Here is a 26,545-nt window from a genome sequence, read left to right as displayed (position 1 = left end):
GGCCCAGGGCCGGTGACAAGCCGCACAGGGCAAATCGGACCTACTAGGAACTTTCGTAGATCCAAAGGTCCGATATGTCCTACCGTCGGCCCAGTACGGGCCGGGTCAACAGGGTGGACAGCTCCGGTCGTACCTACGGCCTCCGGTAGTAATCGGGAGGTTTGGGGATGTCGGGGGGCGCGGGTTACCAAGGGTGGGCAAGCCCGGCACACCGCTCAGCGTGCCGGGTGACTTGATGCCCGAACCCGTCCCAGTCCCCGGCCCCGGAGGTCTTCATGTTCGCGAAGCGCGTCATCACCCGTCGTACCCGTATCGCCGTCGGCGCAACCACCCTCGGTGCGGTGCTGGCTCTGGGAGCCGGGACGACCGCCGCGTTCGCCGACACGACGCAGACCGCCGCGCAGGCCTCCGACGCCAAGGCCGCGAAGGCCGGCCTTTGGGCCAAGCCGGTCGCGAAGTACACGCTGTCCGCGACCTTCGGCAAGGGCGGCAGCATGTGGTCGCACAAGCACTCCGGCCAGGACTTCGCCGTCCCGGTCGGCACCCCGGTCAAGGCCGCGGGCGCCGGCACCGTCGTGAAGGCCGGCCCCGGCGGCGGCGGCGACGGCCCCGCCTACGGCAACGCCATCGTGATCAAGCACGCGAACAACACGTACTCGCAGTACGCGCACCTCTCGAAGATCCAGGTCAAGATCGGCCAGAAGGTCTCCGCCGGCAAGCAGATCGCCCTCTCCGGCAACACCGGGAACTCCAGCGGTCCGCACCTGCACTTCGAGATCCGGACCACCCCGAACTACGGCTCGGCCGTCAACCCGGTGTCCTTCCTGCGCAACGCCGGCGTCACCGTCTGAACCGGCCGGACCGGCTGATCCGTCAGGTCAGCAGCCAGGCGTGCGACGGCTTCGTCGTCGCGGGGAGCTTGCCCTCCTCGAAAGCGGCGACCTGCTCCGGCGAGAACGCCGACTCGTAGATCCGGATGTTGTGCATGGCCCCCTGCCACGCATTGATCCAGATGTTGTGGTGCTTGGACCGCCCCAGCTGGAGCGGTCCGGGAGCCTGCCAGATCCCCGGCACCTGCGTCTCTCCGGCCTTCTTGCCCTCCACGTAGAGGGCGATCGTCTTCTTCTCCGCGTCGTACGTCGCCATCAGCGTCGTGGCGGTCTTGACCATGGGGAGCCCCTCGGCGGCGACGGTCCGCGTGGTCGCCGCGGCGCCCTTGTCGCCCGTCTGCACCCGGAAGATCCAGGCCGGCTTGCCGTTCACCTCGTCCAGACCGAGCTCGAACGAGAACGACTCCCCGTCACCCTGGCTCACGGCGATCCGTCCGCCCTTGGTGGCGGAGTTGTAGACCCTGGCCGTCACGGTGAAGCTCTTCGACACGTCCACCGCCTGCTCGGCGGCCTGGGCGTACGAGTTCGCCGTCCCCTTCGAGATGATCTGGAACCGCTTGCCCACCGGCCCGATCTGCGTGTCGGTGCCCAGCCGGATGCCGATCTTGCCGTAGCTGTCGCGCAGCAGCGTCTGGTCGCCCTCGACGGTCGGCGAGTACGGCGCCGGCGACTTCGACCCGGACGGGTCGCCGCCCGGTGAGGCGGAGGCGGACGCGGACGGGTTGCCGTCCGCCTTGTCCTGCTTCCCGTTGTCGCCGCTGAGCAGCAAGAACGTTCCGCCGCCGGCCAGCAGCGCCAGCACGGTCACCCCGCCGCCCAGCATCCACAGCCGCTTGCGGCGCCGCTCGGCGGCCGAGCGGTCCGCCATGGCCTCCCAGTCCGGCTGGTCGCCGCCCGGTATGCCGGTCCCCGCCTGCTGCGCCGGGGACCACGGGGCCTGCTGCGCCGCCGGGTCCTGTGCGTACGGGTCCGGCTGGTGCGGGCCCTGCTGGTACGGGTTCGGCTGCCCGGGCTGCTGCGGGTAGCCGTAGCCCCCGCTGTCCTGCGCGGGCCCCTGCGGCGGGAAGCCGTAGCCGCTCTGTGCCGTCGGGCCGGGCGGGTAGCCGTAGCCGCCCTGGGCGGGCGGTCCCGGCGGGAACCCGTAGCCACCGCTCCCCGGAGCGGGCTCGGGCTGCGGGTTGCTCTGAGGATTCGTGCCGTCGGTCATGCCACGGATGCTAAGTCACGAGCCCCCGGCCCGTGCCGCCCGGTACTGACTCGGCCGCCCCCCGGCCCGGTGTCCCGGGCCGTCGTTTTCGTTTCCCGCCCGCCGGCAAGATCCCAGAGGGACGGCCCGGGGGACGGCCCGGGGGCCGGCCCGCCGGGGAGCACGGGACAGCTCTCAGCCCTGCGGCAGTTTGATCACCGGGAAGCTTCCCGTCGCCGTCGGCGCGTGCTCCGGCAGCCACAGCACCGCCACCGCGCCCGCAGCCCTGCCCTCGCGCTCCGAGCCGCCCGGGGCGGCCACGTTGCGGAAGGTCAGCCGGGCGCCCAGCACCCGCGCCTGACCCTCCGCGATGGTCAGCCCCAGTCCGTGGCCCCCGCCCGCGCGGTCCGTCGAACCGGTCCGGAACCGGCTCGGCCCCTCGCGCAGCAGCGCCTCGGGGAAGCCCGGCCCGTGGTCGCGGATCCGGACGACCCGGCCCTCGACGTCGACCTGGACCGGCGGCCGCCCGTACCGAGAGGCGTTGGCCAGCAGGTTGCCCAGGATCCGCTCCAGGCGGCGCGGGTCGGTGCTGACGATCTCGTCCGCGACGATCCGTACGGAGGCCTCCGGCATCAGGGCCGTCACGCGCCGGCTCACGAACTCGCCCAGTGCCACGTCCTGGAGCTCCGCCCGCTCGGACGCGCTGTCCAGCCGGGCCACCTCCAGCACGTCCTCGACCAGCACGCGCATGGCCTGCGCCCGGTCGCGCACCAGCTCGGTCGGCCGCCCCGGAGGCAGCAGTTCCGCCGCCGTGAGCAGGCCCGTCACGGGCGTGCGCAGCTCGTGCGCGATGTCCGCCGTGACCCGCCGCTCGGCCTCCAGACGCTGCTGGAGGGCGTCGGCCATCGCGTCCACGGCCCGCGCGAGGTCGTCCGTCTCGTCCCGTACGACACCCCCGACCGCATCGCGCACCCGCACCTCGGGATCCCCGTGCGCCACCCGCTGGGCGGCCGCCGCGGCCTTGCGCAGCCGGCGCGAGATCTGCCCGCCGATGAGCACGCCCAGCGCCGAGCCGCCGATCACGACGGCGAGCGAGCCGACCACCAGCGCCCGGTCCAGGTCGCGCACCATGTTGGCGCTCTCCCGGAACTGCGTGTGCAGCGACAGCACCTGCCCGTTGCCGAGCGGTACCGCGGCCCACACCTCGGGCGCCGCCTTCGCGGACTCCTGGACGTACGTCCCGCGCCGGCCGGAGCGCGCCTTCTCCCGCAGCGGGGCCGGCAGTTCCGGGTCGTTGAGCTTGGCGCCCATGGGCGGCTTGCGCCCGGCCTCGGCGTTGCGGGAGATGAACTGCACGCGGTCCAGCTGCACCTCGCGGGCGCTCTCCAGCATCGACACACGGGCAGCGCTGTGCACCACCAGGCTCAGCGCGACCGCGGTGAGCGCGCCGACGGCGGCGATGGCGAGGGTGATCTTCCAGCGGATCCCCGTGCGCAGGGTGAAGCGCCTCATGCCCGGTGCCTCAGGCCTTCAGCTTGTATCCGAAGCCTCGGACCGTCTCGATCCGGTCCTGCCCGATCTTGGTGCGCAGCCGCTGGACGTGGACGTCGACGACACGGGTGTCGCCGCCCCAGTCGTAGTCCCAGACCCGCTCCAGCAGGCGGTCGCGCGACAGTACGGTGCCGGGCGCGGAGGAGAACTCCAGCAGCAGCCGCATCTCGGTCGGGGTCAGCGCCACGGCCGCGCCGGCCTTGCGCACCTCCATGCCCTCCGTGTCGACCTCCAGGTCGCCGAAGGAGAGCACCCCGCGCTCCGCGTCCTGGCCGTCGCCGGAGCCCGGGCCGCCGTTCCGCGGGCCGCCGGCGTGGCCGAAGCGGCGCAGCACCGCGCGGATCCGGGCGACGAGGACCGAGCCGTCGAAGGGCTTGGTGACGTAGTCGTCGGCGCCCGCCTCCAGTCCCAGCACCACGTCGATGGAGTCGGCGCGCGCCGACAGCATGATCACGGGGACGGTGGACTCGTCCCGGATGCGGCGGCACAGGCTCACGCCGTCCATGCCGGGAACCATCACGTCGAGCAGGGCGATGTCGGGCCGGTCCGCCCGGAAGGACTCCAGGCCGGACAGGCCGTCGGGCATGGCCGTGACCACGAACCCGTCGCGTTCCAGCGCCAGGGTCGTGGCCTCGCGGATGACGTCGTCGTCCTCCACGAACAGGACATGGGTCTCGGCCATGCGGAAGCCTCGCCTCGGTTCTTCGGTACTCAGTTCTTCTGGGTGACGGCCGGGGCGGGCTGGCTCCCGCTGTCGACCACGTTGCTGTACTCGGAGTGCACGCGGTCCTGCTCGGTGAACTTCTCCCCGTTCCACCGGTACGTGATCACGTCCTCGCCCGACGGATAGGCGAGCGCGTCGCTCTTTCCGTACACCTGCTTGGTGACCACCAGGTCGCCCCGGTCGATCTCCGCGTAGACGGGCGGCTGCTCGTCCGAGAAGACATTCTCGTACGTCGCGCCGTCCGCGCGGTACACGTACGAGCCGCGCCCCAGGGCGTCGGCGCAGGACAGGACGTTGACCACGATGTCGACGACGCTGTTGCCGGTGACCTTCCCGTAGCTCACGTCCACCGGGTAGTCCTTGCCCGTGCAGGGCTTGAGGTCCCGTTTGATCTCGGCGCTGACCTTGGGGTCCGCCTTGAGGAGCGCCACCGGGTCGACCTTCTTGAGGGGACGGCCGGAGGCGGTGGCCGAGGAGGCGTCGGGGGAGGCGTCGGGGGAGGGGGCGTTCGGGGTGGTCTTCGCCACGGCATCGGTCCGTGCGGGGCCGCCGTCGCGCAGGCCGGTGCCGCCGGTGGCGCAGCCGACCGCGAACACGGCTGTGCCGACGAGGACGACCGTCCCCGCCGACATCAGGACCAGCGAACGCCTGCTGGTCAGTCCTTGGCCGTTCAGGCCGCGCACCGCTCACGCCCTTCGTACCGCATGGTGTGGTCACCGCGTTCCAGCGCGCGCATGTCCAGGTCCCGGCTCTCCAGTTCCTGCCGCAGGCGGGCCAACGCGCGGTGCAGAGTGCTCTTCACGGTACCCGCGGACATCCCGAGTGCCGCGGCCGTCTCCTCGGTGCTCATCTGCTCCCAGTGTCGCAGCACGACCACGCTGCGCTGCTTGGGCGCGAGGACCTTGAGGATGTCCATCAGCAGGGCGCGGTCGGCGCGCTGGTCGGAGCCGTCCTCCACGGAGGCGTCGGGGAGCTGCTCGGTGGGGACCTCTTCGAGCTTGCGGGCGCGCCACCACTCGGTACGGGTGTTGATCATGACCCGGCGCAGGTAGGCGTCGGCCAGGGACTTGTCGGCGATGCCGTCCCAGCGGCCGTAGGTGCGGACGAGGGCGGTCTGCAGGAGGTCCTGGGCGTCGGTGGGGTCCGGGACCAGGCGCCGGGCGCTGCGCAGCAGTGCGTCCTGCCGAGTGCGTACGTACTCCTCGAATTCGAGTACCTCGCCGTGCGCCATCTCAGACCGCCTCCGTTCCGACCAACCGTTCAACCGCCGTCTTACGGATCCGAAGGTACGGAGGGGTTGTCACGAGCCTGTGCGGGCCAGCCTTCGGTGGACGCACGGACACCCATAGGTTGTGTAACAGTGCCCTTGAGCTGCGGGTTTCCGGCTGGAAGCGGAATCTGCCACTCAGCTTCCAGCCATAGGCGGACCGGCTCGGATCAGCTCAGGGGGAGCCGGTAGCGCCCTCCTTCGAGCGGCTCCACCAGACCGTCGGAGACCAGCCCGTCGAGCGCGCGGGCCCGCTGCACCGGCTCCTCCCAGACCGTGTCGAGCACGGCCTGGGGAACCGGGCCGACCGCGTCCCGGAGCACGGCGAGCAGCCTGCCGCGCACCTGCCGGTCGGTCCCCGCGTACGTCTGCCCGCGCCGCGGCGGCCCCTCGTGCGCCGGCTTCCCGGCCAGGCGCCACGCGCACAGCCCGGCCACCGGGCAGCGGGCGCAGTCGGGGTTCTTGGCGGTGCACACCAGCGCGCCGAGTTCCATCGAGGCCGCCGCCCAGCGGGCCGCGGTGTCCTCGTCCTGCGGCAGCAGGGCCCGGGCGAGGCGCCGTTCGGCGGCGGTGGTGGCGTTCGGCGGGTACTCGACCCCGGTGGCGGTGCGCGCGAAGACCCGCCGGACGTTGGTGTCGAGCACGGCGTGCCGCTGCCCGTACGCGAAGGAGGCCACCGCGGCCGCGGTGTACTCGCCGATCCCGGGCAGCGACAGGAGCTGCGCGTGATCCCTCGGTACGTCGCCCCCGTGACGCTCCGTTATCGCCACGGCCGCGCCGTGCAGCCGTAGGGCCCGGCGGGGGTAGCCGAGGCGGCCCCAGGCCCGTACGGCCTCGCCGGGGGCCTCGGCGGCCAGGTCGGCGGGGCGGGGCCACCGGGCGAGCCACTGCTCGTACACCGGCAGCACCCGGCTGACCGGGGTCTGCTGGAGCATGAACTCGCTGACCATGACCCCCCAGGGGCCGGCCTCGGGGCGGCGCCAGGGCAGGTCGCGGGCGTGCTCGTCGAACCACGCGATGACGGGGGAGTGCAGCGGGTGGGCGACGGCGGTTTCGGGGGAATCGGGGGATGCAGTCATGGCAGACGGCATCCTGGCACGTTTCAGGTCCGGCGCGCCGGGCCCGGGCCGGTGAACCAGACAGCCGCGCCGATCCCGCTCGCCCGCATGGCGGCGACGACCGCGGTGACGGGACCGGCGAGGGCCAGGACGAGGAGGGCGGCCAGCGAACCGCCCAGCAGCAGGCCCATCGCCACGTCGTGCGGGTAGTGCACGCCGACGAAGACGCGGGAGAAGGCCATCAGCAGCGCGAGCGGGACGGTCAGCAGCGCCATGCGGCGCACGGCCAGGGCCAGCGCGACGGCGGCGGCGCCCGCGAGGGCGGAGTGGTTGCTGGGGAAGGACCAGTCGCCGGTCGCCGGGCACGGGACCAGCGAGGCCGCCGCCCGGGCCACGGCGCGGCAGGGCCGCTCCTCCTCCACGGTGGACTTCACGGCCTCCGAGGCGACGTACGCGGCCGCGGTGGCCAGGGGTGCCAGGACGGCGAGCCCGACCGCGCGGGGGTCGTGCTGCCCGCGCGAGCGCCACCAGACGGCCAGGAAGAGCGCCCCGAAGAGCAGCAGTCCGTACTCCGTCCAGGACTCGAACGCCGTCCGCACCCAGGCGGGTGTCGAATGGGCGAAGCCGGTTATGTCGAGGTAGAGGCCGGAGCTGTTCATGGTCACCGACCGTACGCAAGCGGAATGGGCCTGCGCGTCAGACTCCTGGCCGATTCCGGGCGCCTCCGGTTGCGCCCGCAGGATGATCATCGCCAAAACACGTCCGCTGTGCGGCATGTGGGGCACTGATCGGGTCCCGGACTCTCGTAAAGTTCCGTCCGTGGGATCTCTGCGCAATCCGGTCGGGCCGCTCCCCTCCTCCATCTACTGGCGACGGAGGGCTGTGCTGGCGTCCGTCGTCGCGCTCCTGGCGCTCCTCGCCGTATGGACCGTCAGTTCCGGCGGGGGCAAGACGAGTACGAACGGAAAGGGCCAGGGCGGCAAGGATCCCGTCACCACGATCACTCCCGGACCGGCCGGTTCGGGCCCGGCGATCAGTCAGGCCCCGGGCGGGCGGACGGAGTCGGGCGGCGGCACGGGCACCGGCACGGGTTCCGGGGGCGCGGGCTCCACGGGCGCGGGCAAGAATGGCGATCCCGGCGGCGCCACGGGCTCCTCCGGCGCGGGCGGCGCGGCCGCGGGCGGCGGCGCGGCTCCGGTCCCGGCGGACCCGTCCCTGCCCACCTGCGCGCCGGCCGCGCTGCAGTGGGAGGTCAAGAGCGTGAAGAACGAGTACGAGGCGAACGAGAAGCCCCGCCTCGAACTCGTCGCCCGCAACATCGCCGGCACCACGTGCAAGGTCGACCTCGGCCCGAAGCAGGCGGTCCTGACCATCCTCCAGGCGACCAGCGGCAAGGCGGTGTGGTCCTCGGCCGACTGCCCGACGGGCGCGGGCAGCGCGTTCTTCCGCCTTCCCGCGCAGAGCGAGACGAAGCAGGCGCTGGAGTGGGACCGCAGGTTCAGCGCGCCCGAGCAGTGCGCGGCGCCTCCGGCGGGGTCCGCGGCTCCCGACACGTACGTGGTCGAGGTCAAGTCGCCCGGCATGCCGGTGGCCCGCACCTCGTTCGTCCTGAAGAAGGAATAGCCCCCGCGGAGCGGCTGTGCCCGACCCGCGCTGCCCGGCACCGGACGACGCGGGCTCGGCCGGCGGGATCCGAAAGGGACGGCCCACGGCACGGCTCAAGGGACGGCCCAGGGCACGGCCCACGGGACGGCCCAGGGCACGGCCCACGGGACGTGCCGCTCCAGGATCTAGACGTACCGCTCCAGGATCGAGGACTCCGCGAGCCGGGACAGGCCCTCGCGGACGCTGCGGGCACGGGCCTCGCCCACTCCGTCCACCATCTGCAGGTCGTCCACGCTGGCGGCGAGCAGCTTCTGCAGACCGCCGAAGTGCTCCACCAGCCGCTCGATGATCGCCCCCGGCAGCCGGGGAACCTTCGCCAGCAGCCGGTAGCCCCGCGGCGACACGGCCGAGTCCAGGGTCTCCGGCGACCCCGTGTACCCCAGCGCCTTCGCCACGATCGCCAGCTCCAGCAGCTCCGGATGCGTCAGGGCGTCCAGCGCCGGCAGCGCCTCCTCCACCGTCCGGGAACGCTTCGCCGTGGGCTCCGGCACGTAGTCGCGGATGACCAGCTCGCGCTCCTGCTCGATCCCGACCGTCAGCTCGTCCAGCTGGAGCGACAGCAGTCGGCCGTCCGTCCCCAGCTCGACCACGTACTCCGCGATTTCCGTCGCGATGCGGCGCACCATTTCCAGCCGCTGCGCGACCGCCGTCACGTCACGGACCGTGACCAGGTCCTCGATCTCCAGCGCCGACAGCGTGCCCGCGACCTCGTCGAGCCGCAGCTTGTACCGCTCCAGCGTGGCCAGCGCCTGGTTCGCCCGCGACAGGATGGCCCCGGACTCCTCCAGGACCCGCCGCTCCCCGTCCACGTACAGCGCGATCAGCCGCATCGACTGCGACACCGACACCACGGGGAACCCGCACTGCTTGGAGACGCGGTCCGCCGTGCGGTGGCGCGTACCGGTCTCCTCCGTCGGGATCGACGCGTCCGGCACCAGCTGCACGCCGGCCCGCAGGATCTTGGTGAGGTCCTTGTCGAGGATGAGCGCGCCGTCGAGCTTGCACAGCTCGCGCAGCCGGGTCGCGGTGAACTCCACGTCCAGGACGAATCCGCCGGTGCACATGGAGTCGACCGTCTTGTCCATGCCGAGGACGATGAGCCCGCCGGTGTTGCCGCGGACGATCCGCTCCAAGCCGTCACGCAGCGGCTGACCAGGTGCGACCGCGCTCAGCGAGGCGCGCACCATGGCCTCCTGCTTGGAGCTCGCGCCCGACTTGCCGGATGCTGCTGCCCCGTCCTTGGCTGCCACTGCACTCCTCCGGTCGCGGGTTGCGCCGCCCGGCGCCGCGGGCACTAGGGCGTGCGTACGGCCGGGCGGACCAGCCCAAAGTCTACCGGCGTGCGCTGCGGCCCCGCCGTGGCTTGGCCAGGTACGCCCCGCGGGGATCCCGTACGGACACTCTGACCAGCTACTCCTTGGCCGGAGTACGGGAACGGCCGCGCGGCAGCACCCGCAGCGCGTCACCCATGTCGGCCACCTCGATGACCTTCATCCCGGCCGGCACCTTGCCCGGATCCGAGGGCACCAGGGCGTGCGTGAAGCCGAGCCGGTGCGCTTCCGCGAGCCGCCGCTGCACGCCGGTCACCCGCCGCACCTCACCCGCGAGGCCGACCTCCCCGATCGCCACGAGGTTCTTCGGCAGCGGGACGTCGCTGGCGGCGGAGGCCAGCGCGAGCGCGATCGCCAGGTCGGCGGCCGGCTCGGTCAGCTTCACCCCGCCCACGGTGGCGCTGTAGATGTCGCGCTTGCCCAGCGCCGTGATCCGGCCGCGCTGCTCCAGCACCGCCAGCATCATCGAGACGCGCGAGGTCTCCAGGCCCGACGTGGTGCGCCGGGGGGAGGGGATCTGCGAGTCCACGGTCAGCGCCTGCACCTCGGCGACCAGCGGGCGCTTGCCCTCCAGGGTCACGGTCAGGCACGTCCCGGGCACGGCCTCGGCGCGCCGGGTCAGGAACAGCCCGCTCGGGTCGGCGAGCCCGGTGATCCCCTCGTCGTGCAGCTCGAAGCAGCCCACCTCGTCGGTGGCCCCGTACCGGTTCTTGACGCCGCGCACCAGCCGCAGCCGGGCGTGCCGGTCGCCCTCGAAGCTCAGCACCACGTCGACCAGGTGCTCCAGCAGGCGGGGCCCGGCGATCGCGCCCTCCTTGGTCACGTGGCCGACGAGCAGGGTGGACATCCCGCGCTCCTTGGAGGCGCGGATCAATGCCCCGGCGACCTCGCGCACCTGGGCCATGCCGCCGGGCGCGCCGTCGATCTCCGGGGAGGCGACGGTCTGCACGGAGTCCAGGATCAGCAGGGAGGGCTTCACCGCGTCCAGGTGCCCCAGGACGGCGGACAGGTCGGTCTCGGCGGCCAGGTAGAGGTGGTCGCTCAGCGCGTTGATCCGGTCGGCGCGCAGCCGCACCTGGCTCGCGCTCTCCTCGCCCGTGACGTACAGGGTGCGGTGCGCGTCGCTGGCGGCCTTCGCGGCGACGTCCAGCAGAAGCGTCGACTTGCCCACGCCGGGCTCCCCGGCGAGCAGCACCACGGCGCCGGGTACGAGCCCGCCGCCGAGCACACGGTCCAGCTCGTCCACGCCGGTGCTGCGCGCGGCCGCCGTCCTGCCGTCGACCTGCGCGATCGGCACCGCGGCGGTCGACACCCGGCCGGCGGCGGTGGTCCGCACGGCGGGCGCGCCCATTTCCTCGACGGTGCCCCACGCCTGGCATTCGGGACACCGCCCCAGCCACTTCGCCGTCGTCCAGCCGCATTCGGTGCAGCGGTAGGACGGCCGGTCCTTGGCGGATGAACGAGCAGTGCGGGCAGCCATGGCGCTCACGGTAGCCGCCACCACTGTCAGCGCTGTCATCGCTGCTCGTGGGGAGAGCGCCGGCGGCGGCGGAAAGCGGCGGAAAGGAAGCCGGCAACACGGGAGTCAGCCGGGCATCGATCTGTTCACCCGTAAGGGCTAAATGTGGGAAAGGCTTCCAGGGCGTCACCGGCGCGCCGCCTACGGTCGCCAGGTGAACAGCAGCAATCAGCCGCACTCCTCGTCGCGCACCGGCGCACACCGGGCGCACGGACGCACGCCCCGTGAAGGGGAGCCGCCGCCTGCGTTCCGGCACGAGCCCTACCTGGACGGCCTGTTCACGTACTGCCTGTCGGTCCTGTGCGACCACGACGCCGCCACCGACGTGCTGGGCGACGTACTCGCCGTGGCCGAGCGGCACCCCGGCCGCTGCCCCGACGAGGGGGACCTGCGGGCCTGGCTGTACGCGCTCGCCCGCTGGGGCTGCCTGCGCCGGCTCGCCGAGCAGCGGCACGCACGGCAGGGAGCGCATAGCGCTCGGCGCACGCCGGAGCGCACGGATTCCGGCCGTGCGCCGGGTACCGGAAGCGACTCCGGCACCGACGGCGACCGGGTCCCCGAGGCGCGCCGCGAACTTGACGTGAGCGCGTACCGCCGTACCGAGCTGGCCCGGCTGGCCTGGCCGGAGGCCGCCGGGACCACGCCCGAGCAGCGCGAGGCACTGGAGCTCGCCGTCCGCCACCGCCTCGGCGTCACCGAGCTGGCCGCAGTCCTCGGCACCTCCCAGGCCGCCGCCCGCGAGCTCCTGTCGGGTGCCGCCTGCGAGGTGGAGCGCACCCGCGCCGCCCTCGCCGTCGTGGAGACCGGCGGCTGTCCCAGCGTTTCCCAGCTCACCTGTGACGGACAGGTGCTGCTGTCCACCACCCTGCGCGCCGAGCTCGTACGCCACGTCGACGACTGTCCGCGCTGCCGCCGCGTCGCCGAACGCGTGGGGGCCGGGGCTCCCTGGCCCGGCTCCGGCGTCGACACGGCCGCCCTCCCGCTGGTCCCCGCCCCCCGCACCGCCGTCCGGGCGGCGATGGTCCGCTCCGGCCGGGGCCGTCGCCGGCCCGGTCCGCGCTTCGACCGCACCGGCTTCCCGATGGACCCCAAGGACCACGCGGCCCGCCGCGACCGGCTGCGCTCCCGGGCGGTCACCACCACCGTGGTCGCGACCGTCGTCGCGGCGCCGGTCCTGGCGCTGTGGGCGGCGTACCGCGGCGCGCCCAGCACCGGCGAGCCCGTCGGCGGCGACGGCACCCGCATCTCCGCGAGCGAGTCCGAGATCCCGCTGCCGCAGGTCGGCGGCCGCCCGCTGTCCGCGTACGAGAACACCGGGAACGCCGCCGGCACCACGAGCGGCCCCGGCTTCGCCCGGACCGGCTCCGACTCCGACGTCTCCGTCGAGGTGATCAGCAGCGGCCCCCCGGCCACCCCCGAACCGGGCAGCCCCGGCGCCCCCGGCCGCCTCACCGTCACCGCGTCCTCGCACGGTTCCACCACACTGATCACCCTCACCGCCTCCGGCGGCGGCCCGGTGGACTGGAGGCTGTGGTCCGACGCGCCCTGGCTGCGCGCGAGCCGGACCGCGGGCACCCTGGCCCCCGGGGAATCGGTCACCCTGCGGATCGCCGTGGACCCCGAAGCGCAGCCCGTGGGGGCCTGGACGGCCAGGGTGGGGGTGGATCCCGCCGGCGCGGTCATCGCCATCCAGGGCCGCGGGCGCCCGGCCCCGACGCCGGAGCCGCCGTCGACCCCGGCGCCCACACCCACGCCGACTCCGACACCCACGCCGACCCCGACACCCACTCCCACCCCGACGCCCACTCCCGCGCCGACGGAGTCCGCGACGCCGACGCCGACCTCAGGAGGAACGGTTTCCCCCGAGCCGTCGGCCTCCGCGGCCTAGCGAGCCCGGCGGGCCTGGCGGGACTCGCGGACCCGCGGGACTCGCGGACCCGCGGGACTCGCGGGTCCCGCAGGGCCTGGCTGACCTGGCTGACCCGGCGGGCTCGCGGGCCGCCTAGGAGGGGTCGGCCGGGTGCGGCGCCATCGGCAGCAGCGAGGCGAGCCGCGCCTCGCACAGCTTCACCAGCGCCTCGTACCCCTCCTTGCCCATCAGCTCCGTCAGCTCGGCGCGGTACGACACGTACACCGGGTCCCCGGCGCCGTGCGCCGAAGTGGCCGACGTGCACCACCAGTGCAGGTCGTGGCCGCCCGGACCCCAGCCGCGGCGGTCGTACTCGCCGATCGACACCTGGAGCACGCGGGTGTCGTCTGGCCGGTCGATCCAGTCGTAGGTACGGCGGATCGGCAGCTGCCAGCAGACGTCCGGCTTGGTCTCCAGCGGCTCCTGGCCGCTCTTGAGCGCCAGGATGTGCAGCGAACAGCCGGCCCCGGCGGGGAACCCGGGCCGGTTCAGGAAGATGCACGCGCCGTCCCAGCGGCGGGTCTGCTTCTCCCCGTCATCGTCCAGCTGCGTCCACCCGCTCTCGCTGCCGACGTCGTGGAACTGCCACAGCTCGGGGGTCAGCCGCGCCACGTGCCCGGCGACGCGCTTCTCGTCGTCCTCGTCGGAGAAGTGCGCGCCGAGCGTGCAGCAGCCGTCGTCCGCCCGGCCCGCCTGGATGCCCTGGCAGCCGCTGCCGAAGATGCAGGTCCAGCGGGAGGTCAGCCAGGTCAGGTCACAGCGGAAGACCTGCTCGTCGTCAGCCGGATCGGGGAACTCCACCCAGGCCCGGGGGAAGTCGAGACCCTTCTCGTCGGCCGCGAGCGCGGCCTTGGACATGGCCCTGGCCTTGCCGCCGTCCGCGGCCCGGACGCCGGCCTTCTTGTTGTCGGTGCCCTTGTCGTTCTTCGACCGGGTCTTGTTGGCCTTCTTCGTATTTGGCACAAACCCAAGCCTAAGCGCCCCTTACGAAACCACTGAGCGTTCGTCGCAGTAGCGTTTCCCCCTATGAGACTCGGTGTCCTGGATGTGGGTTCGAATACGATCCATCTGCTGGTGGTCGACGCGCACCCCGGTGCGCGCCCCCAGCCTGCGCACTCGCACAAGGTGGAGATGCGGCTGGCGGAGCTCCTCGACGAGCACGGAGCCGTCACCCCGGCAGGCGTCGAGAGCCTCGTCTCGGTGATCACCGGAGCGGTGCAGGCAGCCGAGGACAAGGGGTGCGAGGACCTGCTGCCCTTCGCGACCAGTGCCGTGCGCGAGGCCACGAACGCGGACGAGGTCCTGGCGCGGGTCAAGGCCGAGACCGGTGTCGACCTGCCGGTCCTGAGCGGTGACGACGAGGCACGGCTGACGTTCCTCGCCGCGCGCCGCTGGTTCGGCTGGTCGGCCGGGAAGCTGCTGGTCCTCGACATCGGCGGCGGCTCGCTGGAGGTCGCGTTCGGCATCGACGAGGACCCGGACGCGGCGGTCTCCCTGCCGCTCGGCGCGGGCCGCCTGACGGCGGGCTGGCTGCCGGGCGACCCGCCGGACCCGCTGGACGTCAAGGCCCTGCGCAGGCACGTACGGGCCGAGATCGCCCGCACCGTCCGCGAGTTCAGCCGCTTCGGCACCCCGGACCACGTGGTGGCCACGTCGAAGACCTTCAAGCAGCTGGCCCGCATCGCGGGCGCGGCCCGCTCGGCGGAGGGCCTCTACGTGCAGCGGGACCTGACCCGCAAGTCCCTGGAGGAGTGGGTCCCCCGGCTGGCCGCGATGACGACCTCCCAGCGCTCCGCGCTGCCCGGCGTCTCGGAGGGCCGGGCGAACCAGCTGCTGGCGGGCGCGCTGGTCGCGGAAGCCGCGATGGACCTGTTCGGCGTCGACGAGCTGGAGATCTGCCCGTGGGCGCTGCGCGAGGGCATCATCCTGCGCCGGCTGGACCACCTGCCGACGGGCAACGGCCAGCCGGTGCGGTGACCGGCGGGGTCCACCGGGTCACGGCCCCCGGCAACGGCGCCTCGCCGCGGGGCGCCCACCGGACCGCACCGGTACGTCCCCCACGGGCCGCGCCCCTCCGCCCCGCGACGCACGCCGGCCGCCGCGACCCGGCGGACCCTTCCGGCCCCGCACCGGCGACGGCCGAGGGGGCGCGCCCCGGGGCGAGGGGCGGAGGGGTGAGGAGTGAGGGGCGAGGGGCGGTCGGGCGAGGGGCGGAGGTCCCGGGAAGGCGCCGGGCCCGTACCCTGTCCCCGTGGCAGAACCAGTCCGCATCCCGACCGCGAAAGTCGCCCTCTCCACCGCCTCCGTCTATCCGGAGTCCACGGCGACCGCCTTCGAGATCGCCGCGCGCCTCGGTTACGACGGCGTCGAGGTGATGGTCTGGACGGACCCGGTCAGCCAGGACGTCGACGCCCTGAGGCGGCTGTCCGACCACCATCAGGTCCCGATCCTCGCCGTCCACGCACCGTGTCTGCTCATCACCCAGCGGGTCTGGTCCACCGACCCCTGGACCAAGCTCCAGCGCGCCCGGGCGGCGGCCGAGCGGCTCGGCGCGTCCACCGTCGTCGTGCACCCGCCGTTCCGCTGGCAGCGCCAGTACGCGCGTGACTTCGTCACCGGGATCTGGCGGATGGCCGACGAGACCGACGTCCGGTTCGCCGTCGAGAACATGTACCCCTGGCGCTACCGCGACCGCGAGATGCTCGCCTACGCGCCCGAGTGGGACGTGACCAAGGACGATTACCGGCACTTCACCGTCGACCTGTCGCACACCGCGACCGCCCGCACGGACGCGACCGCGATGATCGACCGGATGGGCGAGCGGCTGGCCCATGTCCACCTCGCCGACGGGAACGGGTCGGCGAAGGACGAGCACCTGGTCCCGGGGCGCGGTACGCAGCCCTGCGCCGAGCTGTTGGAACGGCTCGCCCGGACGTCGTTCGACGGGCACGTGGTCATCGAGGTCAACACCCGGCGCGCCATGTCCTCCGCCGAGCGCGAGGCGGACCTCGCCGAGGCGCTGGCCTTCACCCGCCTGCACCTCGCCACCGCATCCACCGCCCCCGCCGCCGACGCGCGCGACCGGGCCCGCCGGCCATGACGGAGCCCGCGCGCCCGCGCCGCCGCGGCCCCGGCCGCCCCCGCCAGGACGAGGCGGACGAGGGCCCCGGCACCCAGGAGCGCATCCGCCTCGCCGCCCGCTCCGAGTTCGCCGCGCGCGGCTACGACAAGACCTCCGTACGCGGCGTCGCCAAGGCCGCCGGCGTGGACCCGGCGCTGGTGCACCACTACTTCGGCAGCAAGGAAGACCTCTTCGCCGCCGCCATCGAGCTGAGCATGGAGCCGGCGATGGTGGTCCCGGCGATCCTCGGCCAGGGCCCCGACGGCATCGGCGAACGCCTCGCCCGCTACTTCCTCGGCGTCTGGGAGAACCCGGTCACCCGGGTGCCGCTGCTCGCCGTGATCCGGTCCGCCCTCACGCACGAGGCCGCCGCGAAGGTCCTGCGCGGGCTCGTCCTGCGCCGCGTGCTGGAGCGCGTGGCCGCCGACCTCGACGTCCCGGACCCGACCTTCCGCGCCGAGCTCGCCGCCTCCCACATGGTCGGCATCGCGATCCTGCGCTACGTCGTCCAGGTCGAGCCCCTCGCGTCGGCGGACCCGGAGGACATCGTGGCCCTGGTGGCGCCGACCCTGCAGCGCTACCTGACCGAGGAATGAGCCGCCCGTCCCGGCATGCGGACTTGCTGTCCGTATCCCGGGCCAGGGGCGTAGCCTCGTTACTGATTCATATCTACAGTCGTGGCCGCGCTCGCAAGGCCGGCCGCACCCATGGGGAGTGAACCCGATGCCCGAGCTGAGGTCCCGCACCGTCACCCACGGCCGCAACATGGCGGGCGCACGCGCCCTTATGCGTGCGTCGGGCGTAGCGAGCGAGGACATCGGCAAGCCGATCATCGCGGTCGCCAACTCCTTCACCGAGTTCGTGCCCGGCCACACCCACCTGGCCCCGGTCGGCCGGATCGTCTCCGACGCCATCCGCGAGGCCGGCGCGATCCCGCGCGAGTTCAACACCATCGCGGTCGACGACGGCATCGCGATGGGCCACGCCGGCATGCTCTACTCCCTGCCGTCCCGCGACCTGATCGCGGACTCCGTGGAGTACATGGTGGAGGCGCACTGCGCCGACGCGCTGATCTGCATCTCCAACTGCGACAAGATCACCCCCGGCATGCTGATGGCCGCCATGCGCCTCAACATCCCGGTCGTCTTCGTCTCCGGCGGTCCGATGGAGGCCGGCCAGGCCACGCTCGTCGACGGCACCGTCCGCAAGCTCGACCTGATCGACGCCATGGTCGACGCCTCCAACGAGAACGTCTCCGACGAGGACGTCCTGCGCATCGAGGAGAACGCCTGCCCGACCTGCGGCTCCTGTTCGGGCATGTTCACCGCCAACTCGATGAACTGCCTCGCCGAGGCGATCGGCCTGGCCCTGCCCGGCAACGGCTCGGTCCTCGCCACGCACACCGCCCGCCGCGCCCTGTACGAGGACGCCGGCCGCACGATCGTCGAGATCACCAAGCGTCACTACGAGCAGGACGACCACTCGGTCCTGCCCCGCAGCATCGCCACCCGGCAGGCCTTCGAGAACGCCATGGCCCTCGACATCGCGATGGGCGGCTCGACCAACACGATCCTCCACCTCCTGGCCGCCGCGCAGGAGGCGGGTCTGGACTACGACCTCAAGGACATCGACGAGGTCTCGCGCCGTGTCCCGTGCCTGGCCAAGGTCGCGCCGAACGTGGCGCCGGGCGGCACGTACTACATGGAGGACATCCACCGGGCCGGCGGCATCCCCGCCATCCTCGGCGAGCTGCACCGCGGCGGCCTCCTGAACAAGGACGTCACCACGGTCCACTCGGACAACCTGGAGGACTGGCTGGGGAAGTGGGACGCCCGCTCCGGCACGGCCACGGACGTCGCCATGGAGCTGTGGCACGCGGCCCCCGGCTGCAAGCGCTCCGCCACCGCCTTCTCCCAGTCCGAGCGCTGGGAGTCCCTCGACCTCGACGCCGAGGGCGGCTGCATCCGCTCGGTGCAGCACGCGTACTCCAAGGACGGCGGGCTCGCGGTCCTCAAGGGCAACCTCGCGGTCGACGGCTGCGTCGTGAAGACGGCCGGCGTCGACGAGTCGATCTGGACCTTCGAGGGTCCGGCGGTCGTCTGCGAGTCGCAGGACGAGGCCGTCGACAAGATCCTCCGCAAGGAGATCAAGGCGGGCGACGTCGTCGTCATCCGCTACGAGGGCCCGCGCGGCGGCCCCGGCATGCAGGAGATGCTCTACCCGACCTCCTTCCTCAAGGGCCGCGGCCTCGGCAAGGTCTGCGCCCTGGTGACCGACGGCCGCTTCTCCGGCGGTACATCGGGCCTGTCCATCGGCCACGCCTCCCCGGAGGCGGCCTCGGGCGGCACCATCGCGGTCGTCGAGGACGGTGACCGGATCCGCATCGACATCCCGAACCGCTCCATCGAGCTCCTCGTGGACGACGTCACCCTGTCGGCCCGGCACGAGGCCCTGGGCGGCGTCTACGCCCCCAAGAACCGCGAGCGCAAGGTCTCCGCGGCCCTGCGCGCCTACGCGGCGATGGCCACCAGCGCCGACAAGGGCGCGGTCCGCGACGTGAGCCGTCTTTCCTGACGCCTCCCGGCGCCCAGCCTCCCGGCTCTCAGCCTCTCGGCTCCCAGCCCCCGGACCCCGTCGGAAGCGTCACCACCCGGCGGGGTCCGCCGCGTCCACGGCGAACACCGATCCGTCGGGCGCGCTCCCGAACACCCGCCCGTCGCCGACCACCGGCGCGGGTACCGTCGCGGTGAAGGAACGGCCCGTGCCCATACGGGCCTTCGTCTGCCCCACGAGACGCCCGGCGGCGGCGTCGACCGCGAGGAGCCGCCCGTCCACGGCGGTCAGGTAGACGCGCCCGCCGTCGGCCACGGGCCGTGAGGCGATGGCCACGCCGGTCTCCAACCGCCACTGTTCCCTGTCCGGACCGACCGCCGCCAGCGCGCCCGACGTACCGAAGACGTAGACCACGCCCTGGGCGTCGACGGCCGCCTGCGCCTGGGGGAGGCTGACCGGCAGGGGGACCTCCGTCACGGACCGGGTCCGCAGATCCAGGCGCAGGACCCCGCGGGTCCTCGACCCGGTGTCGGTCCGCAGCAGGTGCAGTGCCCCGTGCGAGACGCCCACCGGTTCCGCCGTGCCGGGCGTGCGCTGCTGCCACCGCACCGTGCCGCTCGCGCAGTCGACGGCCGTGACCTGGGTCGAGCGGCCGTCGGCGGCCGGGGTGGCCGCGTACAGGGAGCAGCCGTCCGGCCCCTCCGGGCCGGCGAGCCAGAGCGACCCCACCCCGCCGATCTGCTTCGTCCAGCGGGTGGCTCCCGTGGCGACGTCGAGCACGGTCGCCCTGCCGTCCCCGCCCGTCACCATCACGGCCCCGCCGGCGGGCACGATCCGGCCGCCCTCCGGCAGCGGCTTCTGCCAGCGCTGCGCACCGGTTCCGGGGTCGAACGCCTGGACCGTCCGGCTGCCCGGTGCCACCGTCAGGACGAGTCCGCCGACGGACAGCGGGGACTGGCTGTCCGCACCCGGTGTCGTCGCGCGCACGGACCAGGTGACGGAGCCGTCCGCCGGATCCAGCCGCGCCGCGGCCAGAGCCGGTGTCGAGCAGTACAGCGCGCCGGCCGCCGCGGAGCAGGACACGACGAGGTTCTCCCGTCCCTGGCTCTCCAGGGGCGCCGCCCACGGGCTCAGCGGCCTTGCCGGCCTCGGCTCCGTCGCGGACGTCCGTACGGCCTGCCCCGGATCCTCCCGGAAGTGGAGGTATCCGCCGGCCGCCCCACCCGTCAGCAACAGGCCCGTCCCGAGCGCGGCCGCGGTCCGCCACCGCCGTCGGCGGGCCGTGGGCCGGGCCGGCGCCTCGACCCGTACCCGCCGGTGGGTGTCCTCCTCGACCGCGGGCTTCGCCTCCGCGACCAGCGGCCGCCGAGGCTGGGGTATGAAGGCCCGGGTCTCCTCCCCGGTCGGGTACGCGGCCGCCCGCAGCTCGTGGAGCAGCGCGTCGGGAGTGGGCCGGTCGGCGGGATCCTTGGCGAGGCAGCGCCCGATGACCGGCTTGAGCGCCGCGGGCACCCCGGTCAGATCGGGCTCGCTGTGCACCACCTGGTACGCGACGAGGTAGTGGCTGTCGGAGTCGAAGGGCCCGCGCCCCGTCGCCGCGTGCACGAGGACGGCGCCCATCGCGAAGACGTCCGCTGCCGGACCGACCTCGCGCGGCCGCTGGAACTGCTCGGGAGCCATGAAGGGCGGCGTCCCGATCAGCTTCCCGGTCTCGGTCCGCAGATCGCTGTCGGCCGGCCGGGAGATGCCGAAGTCGATGACCCGCACCCCGTCGGAGGCCATCAGGACGTTGCTGGGCTTCAGATCCCGGTGCACGACGCCGGCCCGGTGGATGTCCCGCAGCGCCTCCGCCAGCCCGGCGCCGAGCCTGGCCAGTTCCAGGGGGCCCAGGGCCTGCTCCCGCACCTGCTCGGCGAGCGTGGGGGCGTCGATGAACAGGGTCGCCATCCACGGCCGTTCGGCATCGGGGTCCGCGTCCACGACGGGTGCGGTGAACGCCCCGCTCACCCGCCGGGCGGCCGCGACCTCCTGCCGGAACCTGGCCCGGAACTCCGGGTCCACGGCGTGCTGAGCGTGTACGACCTTGACCGCGAGCCGCAGCCCGGATCCGGAGGTGGCCAGATGCACCACCCCCATGCCACCGGAACCCAGTACGGATTCCAGCCGGTACTGCCCGGCGTACTCCGGAAATCCGGCCCGTTCCGCGCGCAGTGAATACACTGCCGACCACCCCCGCCGGAGCCTAGTCGATGGCGCATATGGATCGGTAAGGGCCTGCTACCCTGCGCGAGTTGCAGAGCTTCATGCTCAAAGGGGGATATTCAGCATGTCGGTTGAGAACGAACTGAATCAGGTCCAGAGCCTTGCCGATGACGGCTTCCAGTACTTCCCGGTCGCGCCGGGATACCGGGTCAACGTCCGCAGCGGTCCGGGCACCAACTACTCGATCATGAAGGTGCTCGCCTACGACGCCGTCGTCGGGATCCGCTGCCAGTGCCCGGGCACCACCGTCTCGGGCCCCTACGGCACGACGAACATCTGGGACTGCATCGGGAACGGCCTGTTCGTCTCCGACGCGTACGTGCAGACGGGCGCCGACGGCTACGTCGCCAACCGCTGCGGCTGAGGGTCCGGCGCCCGTGCCGCCCGTGCCGCCCGTCTGACACGTGAGACACACCCGGCCGGCCGGGCCCGGCGGGAGATAATCGCTGGTGTGAGCGACGACCAGCGAGACCAGACCCTCCCCCCGCCACCGCTGGGGGGATCCCCCGCCGAGCCGGCCGCGCAGGCCCCGGCTCCCGCGCCCGCGGCTCCCGCCGGACCCGAGCCCGAGCCGATCCGCTACTTCGGCACCACCTGGGTGGACCACGACGGCACCTACGCCCTGCGCCGCGCCGTCGTCGCCATCGGCTCGCTGGTCACCGCCGTCGCCGCCGCGGTCCTCCTGCGCCTCGCCTACGAGGGCCTGGAGATCGGCAACGTCGGCCCCTTCCTCAACATCTCCGTCGTCATCCTCTTCGCGGTCGCCAGCTCCATCGCCTTCGCCAAGACCTGGGACTCCTTCAGCCGCCGGCCGGCCCCCTCCTCGGACGAGGCCGCCCTCAAGGGCCTGAAGGCGATCGGTTTCATCGGCTCCCTCATCGCGTACTTCCTCCGCTGCCTCGTCGAGGCCCCGGGCGAGAAGCTGCGCCGTGCCGAGTACGAGCGTGCCGTGGCCGAATTCGCCCGCCGCCGCAGCGCCCGCACCGGAAACCCGGCCGCGCGCCGCCCCAAGCGCAAGAAGTAGCCCACCCGCGGATTGACGCCCCGGCACCGCCAGGAGCATTATTCATCACATGATGAATAACAGGACCGAGGGGCCGCCTCCAGCTGCATCCGCCCACGAGCCGGCCGTACGCGCCCACGACCTCACCGTGCGCCGCGGCACCGGACGCACCCTCCGCACCGTCATCGCCGGCATCGCCTTCGACGTCCCCCGCGGCCGCATCACCGGCCTCCTCGGCCCCTCCGGCTGCGGAAAGTCCACCCTCATGCGCGCCGTCGTCGGCACCCAGGCCCACGTCACCGGCACCCTCGACGTCCTCGGCCGCCCCGCCGGCCACCCCGAGCTCCGCCACCGCATCGGCTACGTCACCCAGGCGCCCTCCGTCTACGACGACCTCACCGTCCGGCAGAACCTCGACTACTTCGCCGCGATCCTCGATCCCGGCCGCGCCGCCGCCGAACGCCGCCACGCCGCCGTCACCCGCGCCATCGCCGACGTCGACCTCACCAGCCACGCCACCGTCCTCGCCGGGAACCTCTCCGGCGGCCAGCGCAGCCGGGTATCCCTCGCCGTCGCCCTCCTCGGCACCCCCGAGCTCCTGGTCCTCGACGAACCCACCGTCGGCCTCGACCCCGTCCTGCGCCGCGACCTGTGGAACCTCTTCCACACCCTTGCCGCCACCCGCGGCACCACCCTCCTCGTCTCCTCCCACGTCATGGACGAGGCCGAGCGCTGCCACGACCTGCTCCTCATGCGCGAGGGCCGCATCCTCGCCCGGGACACCCCCGACGCCCTGCGCACCCGTACCCACTCCGCCACCGTCGAAGAGGGCTTCCTCCGCCTCGTCGACGAGGCCGCCGCCACCGACCGGGAGCCCCAGCGATGACCGTCACGACCGCAATGAACGGCGCCCGCACCACCGCCACCGCCGCCCGCGTCCTGCGCCAGCTCCGCCACGACCCGCGCTCCATCGCGCTGATGCTCCTGGTCCCCGTACTGATGCTGACGCTGCTCCGCTTCGTCTTCGACGGGTCGCCGCGCACCTTCGACAGCATCGGCGCCAGCCTCCTCGGCATCTTCCCGCTCATCACGATGTTCCTGGTGACCTCCATCGCCACCCTGCGCGAGCGCACCTCCGGCACCCTGGAACGCCTCCTCGCCATGCCGCTGGGCAAGGGCGACCTCATCGGCGGCTACGCCCTCGCCTTCGGAGCCGTCGCCGTCGTCCAGTCCCTCCTCGCCACCGGCCTCGCCCTCTGGCTCCTCGGCCTCGACGTCGTAGGGTCACCGTGGCTGCTCCTGCTCGTCGCCCTCCTCGACGCCCTCCTCGGCACCGCACTCGGCCTCTTCGTGTCCGCCTTCGCGGCCTCCGAGTTCCAGGCCGTGCAGTTCATGCCGGCGGTGATCTTCCCCCAGCTGCTGCTGTGCGGCCTCTTCGCGGCCCGCGACACCATGCACCCCGTCCTGGAAGGACTCTCCGACGCCCTGCCCATGTCGTACGCGGTGGACGGCATGACCCAGGTCCTCACCCACACCGACATGACCGCCGAGTTCGTCCGCGACACCGTCGTCGTCGCCGCCTGCGCCCTGCTCGTCCTCGCCCTCGGAGCGGCCACCCTCCGGCGCCGCACCCCCTGACGACCACGGACCGGACAGTCGCCCTCCCGCCACCGCCGGAGTGCAAGGATGAGGACGTATCCGCAGCACGCGTGCAACACGTCCCCCAGCCACCGCTGGGAGGTACTCCCAGGCGAGGTGAATCGGGCATGACCCAGACAGTCGCGGTCCTCGGTACCGGCAAGATCGGTGAGGCCCTGCTCAGCGGGATGATCCGCGGCGGCTGGCCCGCCTCGAAGCTCCTCGTCACCGCCCGCCGCCCTGAACGCGCCGAGGAACTGCGCTCCCGCTACGGCGTCGAGGCCGTCAGCAACGCCGAGGCCGCCAAGCGCGCCGACACCCTCATCCTCACCGTCAAGCCGCAGGACATGGCCAAGCTCCTCGAAGAGCTCGCCCCGCACGTCCCCGCGGGCCGCCTGGTCATCAGCGGCGCAGCCGGCATCCCGACCTCCTTCTTCGAGGAACGGCTCGCGCCCGGCACCCCCGTCGTCCGCGTCATGACGAACACCCCCGCCCTCGTCGACGAGGCCATGTCCGTCATCTCGGCCGGCAGCCACGCCACCGCCGCGCACCTCCTCCACACCGAGGAGATCTTCGGCGGCGTCGGCAAGACGCTGCGCGTCCCCGAGTCCCAGCAGGACGCGGCCACCGCCCTGTCCGGCTCCGGGCCCGCGTACTTCTACTACCTCGTCGAGGCCATGACCGACGCCGGCATCCTCCTCGGCCTGCCCCGCGCCCAGGCCCACGACCTCATCGTCCAGGCCGCCATCGGCGCCGCGGTGATGCTCCGCGACAGCGGCGAGCACCCGGTCAAGCTCCGCGAGGCCGTCACCTCCCCGGCGGGGACGACGATCAACGCGATCGTGGAGCTGGAGAGGCACGGCGTACGCGCGGCCCTGATCGCCGCCCTCGAAGCGGCCCGCGACCGCAGCCGCGAACTCGCCTCCGGCAACAGCTGACCGCGCGGTACGGGCCCCCGGGCAGGGGGCCCGTACCCGCTCACGGCGCCAGCAGCCCGATGGCCTCGTACGCCCGGTCCACCACCGGCCGCGCCAGCTCCCGGGCCCGCCCGGCACCCTCACGCAGCACCTTGTCCACCTCCGCCGGATCGGCCGCCAGCTCGGCGTGCCGCTCCCGCACCGGGCGCAGCAGCTCGACCACCGCGTCGGCGACGTCCCGTTTGAGCGCGCCGTAGCCGGTGTAGCCCCCGGCGAGCGCCACGGGATCCCCGCCCGTGCAGGCGGCCAGGACGTCCAGCAGGTTCGCGACCCCCGGCCGCGTCTCCCGGTCGTGGACCACGCCGCCGTCCCCGCTGTCGGTGACGGCCCGCATCACCTTCTTGCGGACGGCCTCGGGCTCGTCGAGCAGATAGACGATGCCCGCACCGCTCTCGTGCGACTTCCCCATCTTCGACGTCGGATCCTGCAGGTCCATGACCCGCGCGGCCACCGCCGGGAGGGTCGGCTTCGGCACCGTGAAGGTGTGCCCGTAGCGCTGGTTGAACCGCACGGCGAGATCCCGGGTCAGCTCGACGTGCTGGCGCTGGTCCTCCCCCACGGGGACCTCGTCGGTCCGGTAGGCCAGGATGTCGGCGGCCATCAGTACGGGATAGGTGAGCAGGGACAGCCGTACGCCGTCCCCGGAGGCCTGTGCCTTCGCCGCCTTCTCCTTGTACTGGATCATCCGCCGGAGCTCGCCGTCGGTGGCGGTGCATTCCAGCAGGTACGCCAGCCGCGTGTGCTCGTCGACATGGCTCTGCACGAACAGCGTGCACCGCTGCGGATCCAGCCCGGCGGCGAGCAACAGCGTCGCAGCCTGCCTGCTGAGCCGCCGTACGCGGGCCGGCTCGTGCTCGACGGTCAGCGCGTGCAGATCGACGACGCAGAAGAGCGCCTCGTCGGGCTCCTGATCGGCCGCGACCCACTGCCGCACGGCCCCCAGGTAGTTTCCCAGCGTCAGATGTCCGGTCGGCTTGACCCCGCTGAAGATCCTCGTCATGTCCTGCTCTCCCTTGTACGTGAGTGGTGTCGAGGCCACCGCGCCGGGCGACCGAGCCACTCCCGGGAGGGAGGAACAAAACGGCCGCCGTAGCGGCGGCCGTGAGCGCATGCGTGCTCGTGTTGCAGGATCGGCCGCCGTCAGGCGGCCCACCAGCGGAGGTCGAGCGTGAGCGCATGCGTAGTCATGGGAGTCAGCGTAGACGCAACGGGGCCACGGCGGCGTGAAGTTCGCGAACCCCGCGCCGACGGCCAGTCGGGGGTTGACACGGGTGTGCCCGATCCGTAAGGTTCTTCGAGTTGTCCGAAGTGAGCGCCGACCCCGGTCGGTCCCCGGACAGCCATCCCGCACTACACATTCGAACGAACGACGCACTCCGTCGTCTCGTTTTCATGCGTATTTGCGAATGAGGAATCCGCGTCCGAGGACGCCGCCGCCGATTAGGTTCGGGGGCAGGGAATCCGCTACTGTCTCACTCGCCGAGGGGCCCAACAGCCTCGAAGCAAATACCCGCTGACTGGGAGTCAGGCCCGAAAGGATCTGATAGAGTCGGAATCGCCGGAAAGGGAAAACGTGAAAGCGCAGAACCTGGAAAGCACCGAGGAAGTCGGACACGAAAGAGTCTGATAGAGTCGGAAACGCAAGAACAGAACGAAAGCCCGGAGGAAAGCCCGAGAGGGTGAGTACAAAGGAAGCGTCCGTTCCTTGAGAACTCAACAGCGTGCCAAAAATCAACGCCAGAAGTTGATACCCCGTCCACTTCGGTGGATGAGGTTCCTTTGAAAAAGACCTGTAAGGCTCCGGTTTCGGGGTGCTTGCAGGCAATTACACAGCGAGGACGTTGTGGCGCGTCGGTCTTATTCCGACATGACGTGCCCGCTCTAAGTGATG

The 26,545-nt window shown here is 72.7% G+C and carries 24 protein-coding genes; 12 read left to right on the top strand and 12 right to left on the bottom strand.

Annotated features, from left to right (window positions below; translation table 11 throughout):
• Positions 1-275: 275 nt before the first annotated feature.
• Positions 276-851 carry a M23 family metallopeptidase gene (locus tag ACFCZ1_RS34335; RefSeq protein WP_376682202.1) on the top strand — a complete coding sequence of 192 codons (576 nt, stop codon included), beginning with the start codon at positions 276-278 and terminating at the stop codon, positions 849-851.
• Positions 852-873: 22 nt separating this feature from the next.
• On the opposite strand, the gene ACFCZ1_RS34330 is transcribed toward ACFCZ1_RS34335, so the two are convergent.
• The 7 genes from ACFCZ1_RS34330 to ACFCZ1_RS34300 all read right to left on the bottom strand — a co-directional run bounded on the left by ACFCZ1_RS34330 (position 874) and on the right by ACFCZ1_RS34300 (position 7,335).
• The gene (locus tag ACFCZ1_RS34330; RefSeq protein WP_376682201.1) at positions 874-2,097 is read right to left on the bottom strand and encodes a LamG-like jellyroll fold domain-containing protein; all 1,224 of its coding nucleotides are present in this window, start codon (positions 2,095-2,097) and stop codon (positions 874-876) included.
• Positions 2,098-2,271: 174 nt separating this feature from the next.
• Positions 2,272-3,588, bottom strand: a complete 1,317-nt coding sequence (gene cseC / locus ACFCZ1_RS34325) for a two-component system sensor histidine kinase CseC (RefSeq protein ID WP_376682200.1) — start codon at positions 3,586-3,588, stop codon at positions 2,272-2,274.
• Between the two features lie 10 nt (positions 3,589-3,598).
• Entirely contained in the window at positions 3,599-4,309 is a 711-nt protein-coding gene (gene cseB, locus ACFCZ1_RS34320) for a two-component system response regulator CseB (protein WP_376682199.1), read from the bottom strand.
• A 29-nt stretch (positions 4,310-4,338) separates the two neighbouring features.
• A complete protein-coding gene (locus ACFCZ1_RS34315; RefSeq protein WP_376682219.1) occupies positions 4,339-4,983 on the bottom strand; it encodes a hypothetical protein in 645 nt (214 codons plus the stop codon).
• Between the two features lie 38 nt (positions 4,984-5,021).
• Positions 5,022-5,582, bottom strand: coding sequence for a SigE family RNA polymerase sigma factor (locus ACFCZ1_RS34310; RefSeq protein WP_319727094.1), 561 nt, complete (start codon positions 5,580-5,582; stop codon positions 5,022-5,024).
• 206 nt (positions 5,583-5,788) lie between these two features.
• Positions 5,789-6,697: an A/G-specific adenine glycosylase gene (locus tag ACFCZ1_RS34305; RefSeq protein WP_376682198.1), complete on the bottom strand. Its 909-nt coding sequence runs from the start codon at positions 6,695-6,697 to the stop codon at positions 5,789-5,791.
• 23 nt (positions 6,698-6,720) lie between these two features.
• Positions 6,721-7,335, bottom strand: a complete 615-nt coding sequence (locus tag ACFCZ1_RS34300) for a phosphatase PAP2 family protein (protein ID WP_376682197.1) — start codon at positions 7,333-7,335, stop codon at positions 6,721-6,723.
• Between the two features lie 160 nt (positions 7,336-7,495).
• On the opposite strand from ACFCZ1_RS34300, the gene ACFCZ1_RS34295 reads away from it, so the two are divergent.
• Positions 7,496-8,299 (top strand): hypothetical protein, encoded by an 804-nt coding sequence (locus ACFCZ1_RS34295; RefSeq protein WP_376682196.1) that lies wholly within the window; start codon positions 7,496-7,498, stop codon positions 8,297-8,299.
• Between the two features lie 167 nt (positions 8,300-8,466).
• On the opposite strand, the gene disA is transcribed toward ACFCZ1_RS34295, so the two are convergent.
• Together disA and radA are read right to left on the bottom strand one after the other, a co-directional pair.
• Positions 8,467-9,591 (bottom strand): DNA integrity scanning diadenylate cyclase DisA, encoded by a 1,125-nt coding sequence (gene disA / locus ACFCZ1_RS34290; protein ID WP_376682195.1) that lies wholly within the window; start codon positions 9,589-9,591, stop codon positions 8,467-8,469.
• 160 nt (positions 9,592-9,751) lie between these two features.
• Complete coding sequence (radA, locus tag ACFCZ1_RS34285) at positions 9,752-11,152, bottom strand: DNA repair protein RadA (protein ID WP_376682194.1); 1,401 nt, start codon at positions 11,150-11,152, stop codon at positions 9,752-9,754.
• Positions 11,153-11,345: 193 nt separating this feature from the next.
• Between radA and ACFCZ1_RS34280 the strand changes: the two genes are divergently transcribed.
• Complete coding sequence (locus ACFCZ1_RS34280; RefSeq protein ID WP_376682193.1) at positions 11,346-13,079, top strand: hypothetical protein; 1,734 nt, start codon at positions 11,346-11,348, stop codon at positions 13,077-13,079.
• 114 nt (positions 13,080-13,193) lie between these two features.
• Here ACFCZ1_RS34280 and ACFCZ1_RS34275 read toward each other — a convergent pair whose 3' ends face one another.
• Positions 13,194-13,958 (bottom strand): hypothetical protein, encoded by a 765-nt coding sequence (locus ACFCZ1_RS34275; RefSeq protein ID WP_376682218.1) that lies wholly within the window; start codon positions 13,956-13,958, stop codon positions 13,194-13,196.
• A gap of 168 nt (positions 13,959-14,126) precedes the next feature.
• Between ACFCZ1_RS34275 and ACFCZ1_RS34270 the strand changes: the two genes are divergently transcribed.
• The 4 genes from ACFCZ1_RS34270 (at position 14,127) to ilvD (ending at position 18,795) form a co-directional block, all read left to right on the top strand.
• Complete coding sequence (locus tag ACFCZ1_RS34270) at positions 14,127-15,077, top strand: Ppx/GppA family phosphatase (protein WP_376682192.1); 951 nt, start codon at positions 14,127-14,129, stop codon at positions 15,075-15,077.
• A 274-nt stretch (positions 15,078-15,351) separates the two neighbouring features.
• Positions 15,352-16,200: a sugar phosphate isomerase/epimerase family protein gene (locus tag ACFCZ1_RS34265; RefSeq protein ID WP_376682191.1), complete on the top strand. Its 849-nt coding sequence runs from the start codon at positions 15,352-15,354 to the stop codon at positions 16,198-16,200.
• A complete protein-coding gene (locus ACFCZ1_RS34260) occupies positions 16,197-16,817 on the top strand; it encodes a TetR family transcriptional regulator (protein WP_376682190.1) in 621 nt (206 codons plus the stop codon). Before ACFCZ1_RS34265 ends, ACFCZ1_RS34260 begins: the two co-directional genes overlap by 4 nt.
• A gap of 127 nt (positions 16,818-16,944) precedes the next feature.
• On the top strand, positions 16,945-18,795 hold the full coding sequence (gene ilvD / locus ACFCZ1_RS34255; protein WP_376682189.1) for a dihydroxy-acid dehydratase: 1,851 nt from the start codon (positions 16,945-16,947) through the stop codon (positions 18,793-18,795).
• Positions 18,796-18,864: 69 nt separating this feature from the next.
• On the opposite strand, the gene ACFCZ1_RS34250 is transcribed toward ilvD, so the two are convergent.
• Complete coding sequence (locus tag ACFCZ1_RS34250; protein WP_376682188.1) at positions 18,865-20,994, bottom strand: serine/threonine-protein kinase; 2,130 nt, start codon at positions 20,992-20,994, stop codon at positions 18,865-18,867.
• Between the two features lie 106 nt (positions 20,995-21,100).
• Here ACFCZ1_RS34250 and ACFCZ1_RS34245 point away from each other — a divergent pair, with 106 nt between their 5' ends.
• The 5 genes from ACFCZ1_RS34245 (at position 21,101) to proC (ending at position 24,615) form a co-directional block, all read left to right on the top strand.
• Positions 21,101-21,400 (top strand): peptidase, encoded by a 300-nt coding sequence (locus tag ACFCZ1_RS34245; RefSeq protein WP_376682187.1) that lies wholly within the window; start codon positions 21,101-21,103, stop codon positions 21,398-21,400.
• Positions 21,401-21,529: 129 nt separating this feature from the next.
• On the top strand, positions 21,530-22,060 hold the full coding sequence (locus ACFCZ1_RS34240; RefSeq protein ID WP_376682217.1) for a hypothetical protein: 531 nt from the start codon (positions 21,530-21,532) through the stop codon (positions 22,058-22,060).
• Positions 22,061-22,109: 49 nt separating this feature from the next.
• Positions 22,110-22,925 carry an ABC transporter ATP-binding protein gene (locus ACFCZ1_RS34235; protein ID WP_376682186.1) on the top strand — a complete coding sequence of 272 codons (816 nt, stop codon included), beginning with the start codon at positions 22,110-22,112 and terminating at the stop codon, positions 22,923-22,925.
• A complete protein-coding gene (locus ACFCZ1_RS34230; RefSeq protein WP_376682185.1) occupies positions 22,922-23,677 on the top strand; it encodes an ABC transporter permease in 756 nt (251 codons plus the stop codon). Before ACFCZ1_RS34235 ends, ACFCZ1_RS34230 begins: the two co-directional genes overlap by 4 nt.
• Before the next feature lie 128 nt (positions 23,678-23,805).
• The gene (gene proC, locus ACFCZ1_RS34225) at positions 23,806-24,615 is read left to right on the top strand and encodes a pyrroline-5-carboxylate reductase (RefSeq protein WP_376682184.1); all 810 of its coding nucleotides are present in this window, start codon (positions 23,806-23,808) and stop codon (positions 24,613-24,615) included.
• A 40-nt stretch (positions 24,616-24,655) separates the two neighbouring features.
• On the opposite strand, the gene trpS is transcribed toward proC, so the two are convergent.
• Entirely contained in the window at positions 24,656-25,654 is a 999-nt protein-coding gene (gene trpS / locus ACFCZ1_RS34220; protein WP_376682183.1) for a tryptophan--tRNA ligase, read from the bottom strand.
• Between the last annotated feature and the right edge of the window lie 891 nt (positions 25,655-26,545).

Origin of the sequence: Streptomyces sp. NPDC056224 (genome assembly GCF_042267665.1) — a bacterium.
In the GTDB taxonomy this organism is placed as follows: domain Bacteria; phylum Actinomycetota; class Actinomycetes; order Streptomycetales; family Streptomycetaceae; genus Streptomyces.
The sequence above is the reverse complement of the archived record's forward strand: the minus strand, read 5'-3'. Positions and strand labels throughout refer to the sequence as shown.

Bases quoted from the DNA above. Each gene is read 5' to 3' on its own strand.
- cseC (WP_376682200.1), bottom strand. From the start codon at position 3,588: ATGAGGCGCTTCACCCTGCGCACGGGGATCCGCTGGAAGATCACCCTC.
- proC (WP_376682184.1), top strand. From the start codon at position 23,806: ATGACCCAGACAGTCGCGGTCCTCGGTACCGGCAAGATCGGTGAGGCC.
- ACFCZ1_RS34335 (WP_376682202.1), top strand. From the start codon at position 276: ATGTTCGCGAAGCGCGTCATCACCCGTCGTACCCGTATCGCCGTCGGC.
- ACFCZ1_RS34315 (WP_376682219.1), bottom strand. From the start codon at position 4,983: ATGTCGGCGGGGACGGTCGTCCTCGTCGGCACAGCCGTGTTCGCGGTC.
- ACFCZ1_RS34235 (WP_376682186.1), top strand. From the start codon at position 22,110: ATGATGAATAACAGGACCGAGGGGCCGCCTCCAGCTGCATCCGCCCAC.
- ACFCZ1_RS34330 (WP_376682201.1), bottom strand. From the start codon at position 2,097: ATGACCGACGGCACGAATCCTCAGAGCAACCCGCAGCCCGAGCCCGCT.
- radA (WP_376682194.1), bottom strand. From the start codon at position 11,152: ATGGCTGCCCGCACTGCTCGTTCATCCGCCAAGGACCGGCCGTCCTAC.
- ilvD (WP_376682189.1), top strand. From the start codon at position 16,945: ATGCCCGAGCTGAGGTCCCGCACCGTCACCCACGGCCGCAACATGGCG.
- ACFCZ1_RS34305 (WP_376682198.1), bottom strand. From the start codon at position 6,697: ATGACTGCATCCCCCGATTCCCCCGAAACCGCCGTCGCCCACCCGCTG.
- ACFCZ1_RS34245 (WP_376682187.1), top strand. From the start codon at position 21,101: ATGTCGGTTGAGAACGAACTGAATCAGGTCCAGAGCCTTGCCGATGAC.
- trpS (WP_376682183.1), bottom strand. From the start codon at position 25,654: ATGACGAGGATCTTCAGCGGGGTCAAGCCGACCGGACATCTGACGCTG.
- ACFCZ1_RS34230 (WP_376682185.1), top strand. From the start codon at position 22,922: ATGACCGTCACGACCGCAATGAACGGCGCCCGCACCACCGCCACCGCC.
- cseB (WP_376682199.1), bottom strand. From the start codon at position 4,309: ATGGCCGAGACCCATGTCCTGTTCGTGGAGGACGACGACGTCATCCGC.
- ACFCZ1_RS34275 (WP_376682218.1), bottom strand. From the start codon at position 13,958: ATGTCCAAGGCCGCGCTCGCGGCCGACGAGAAGGGTCTCGACTTCCCC.
- ACFCZ1_RS34310 (WP_319727094.1), bottom strand. From the start codon at position 5,582: ATGGCGCACGGCGAGGTACTCGAATTCGAGGAGTACGTACGCACTCGG.
- ACFCZ1_RS34270 (WP_376682192.1), top strand. From the start codon at position 14,127: ATGAGACTCGGTGTCCTGGATGTGGGTTCGAATACGATCCATCTGCTG.
- ACFCZ1_RS34260 (WP_376682190.1), top strand. From the start codon at position 16,197: ATGACGGAGCCCGCGCGCCCGCGCCGCCGCGGCCCCGGCCGCCCCCGC.
- ACFCZ1_RS34300 (WP_376682197.1), bottom strand. From the start codon at position 7,335: ATGAACAGCTCCGGCCTCTACCTCGACATAACCGGCTTCGCCCATTCG.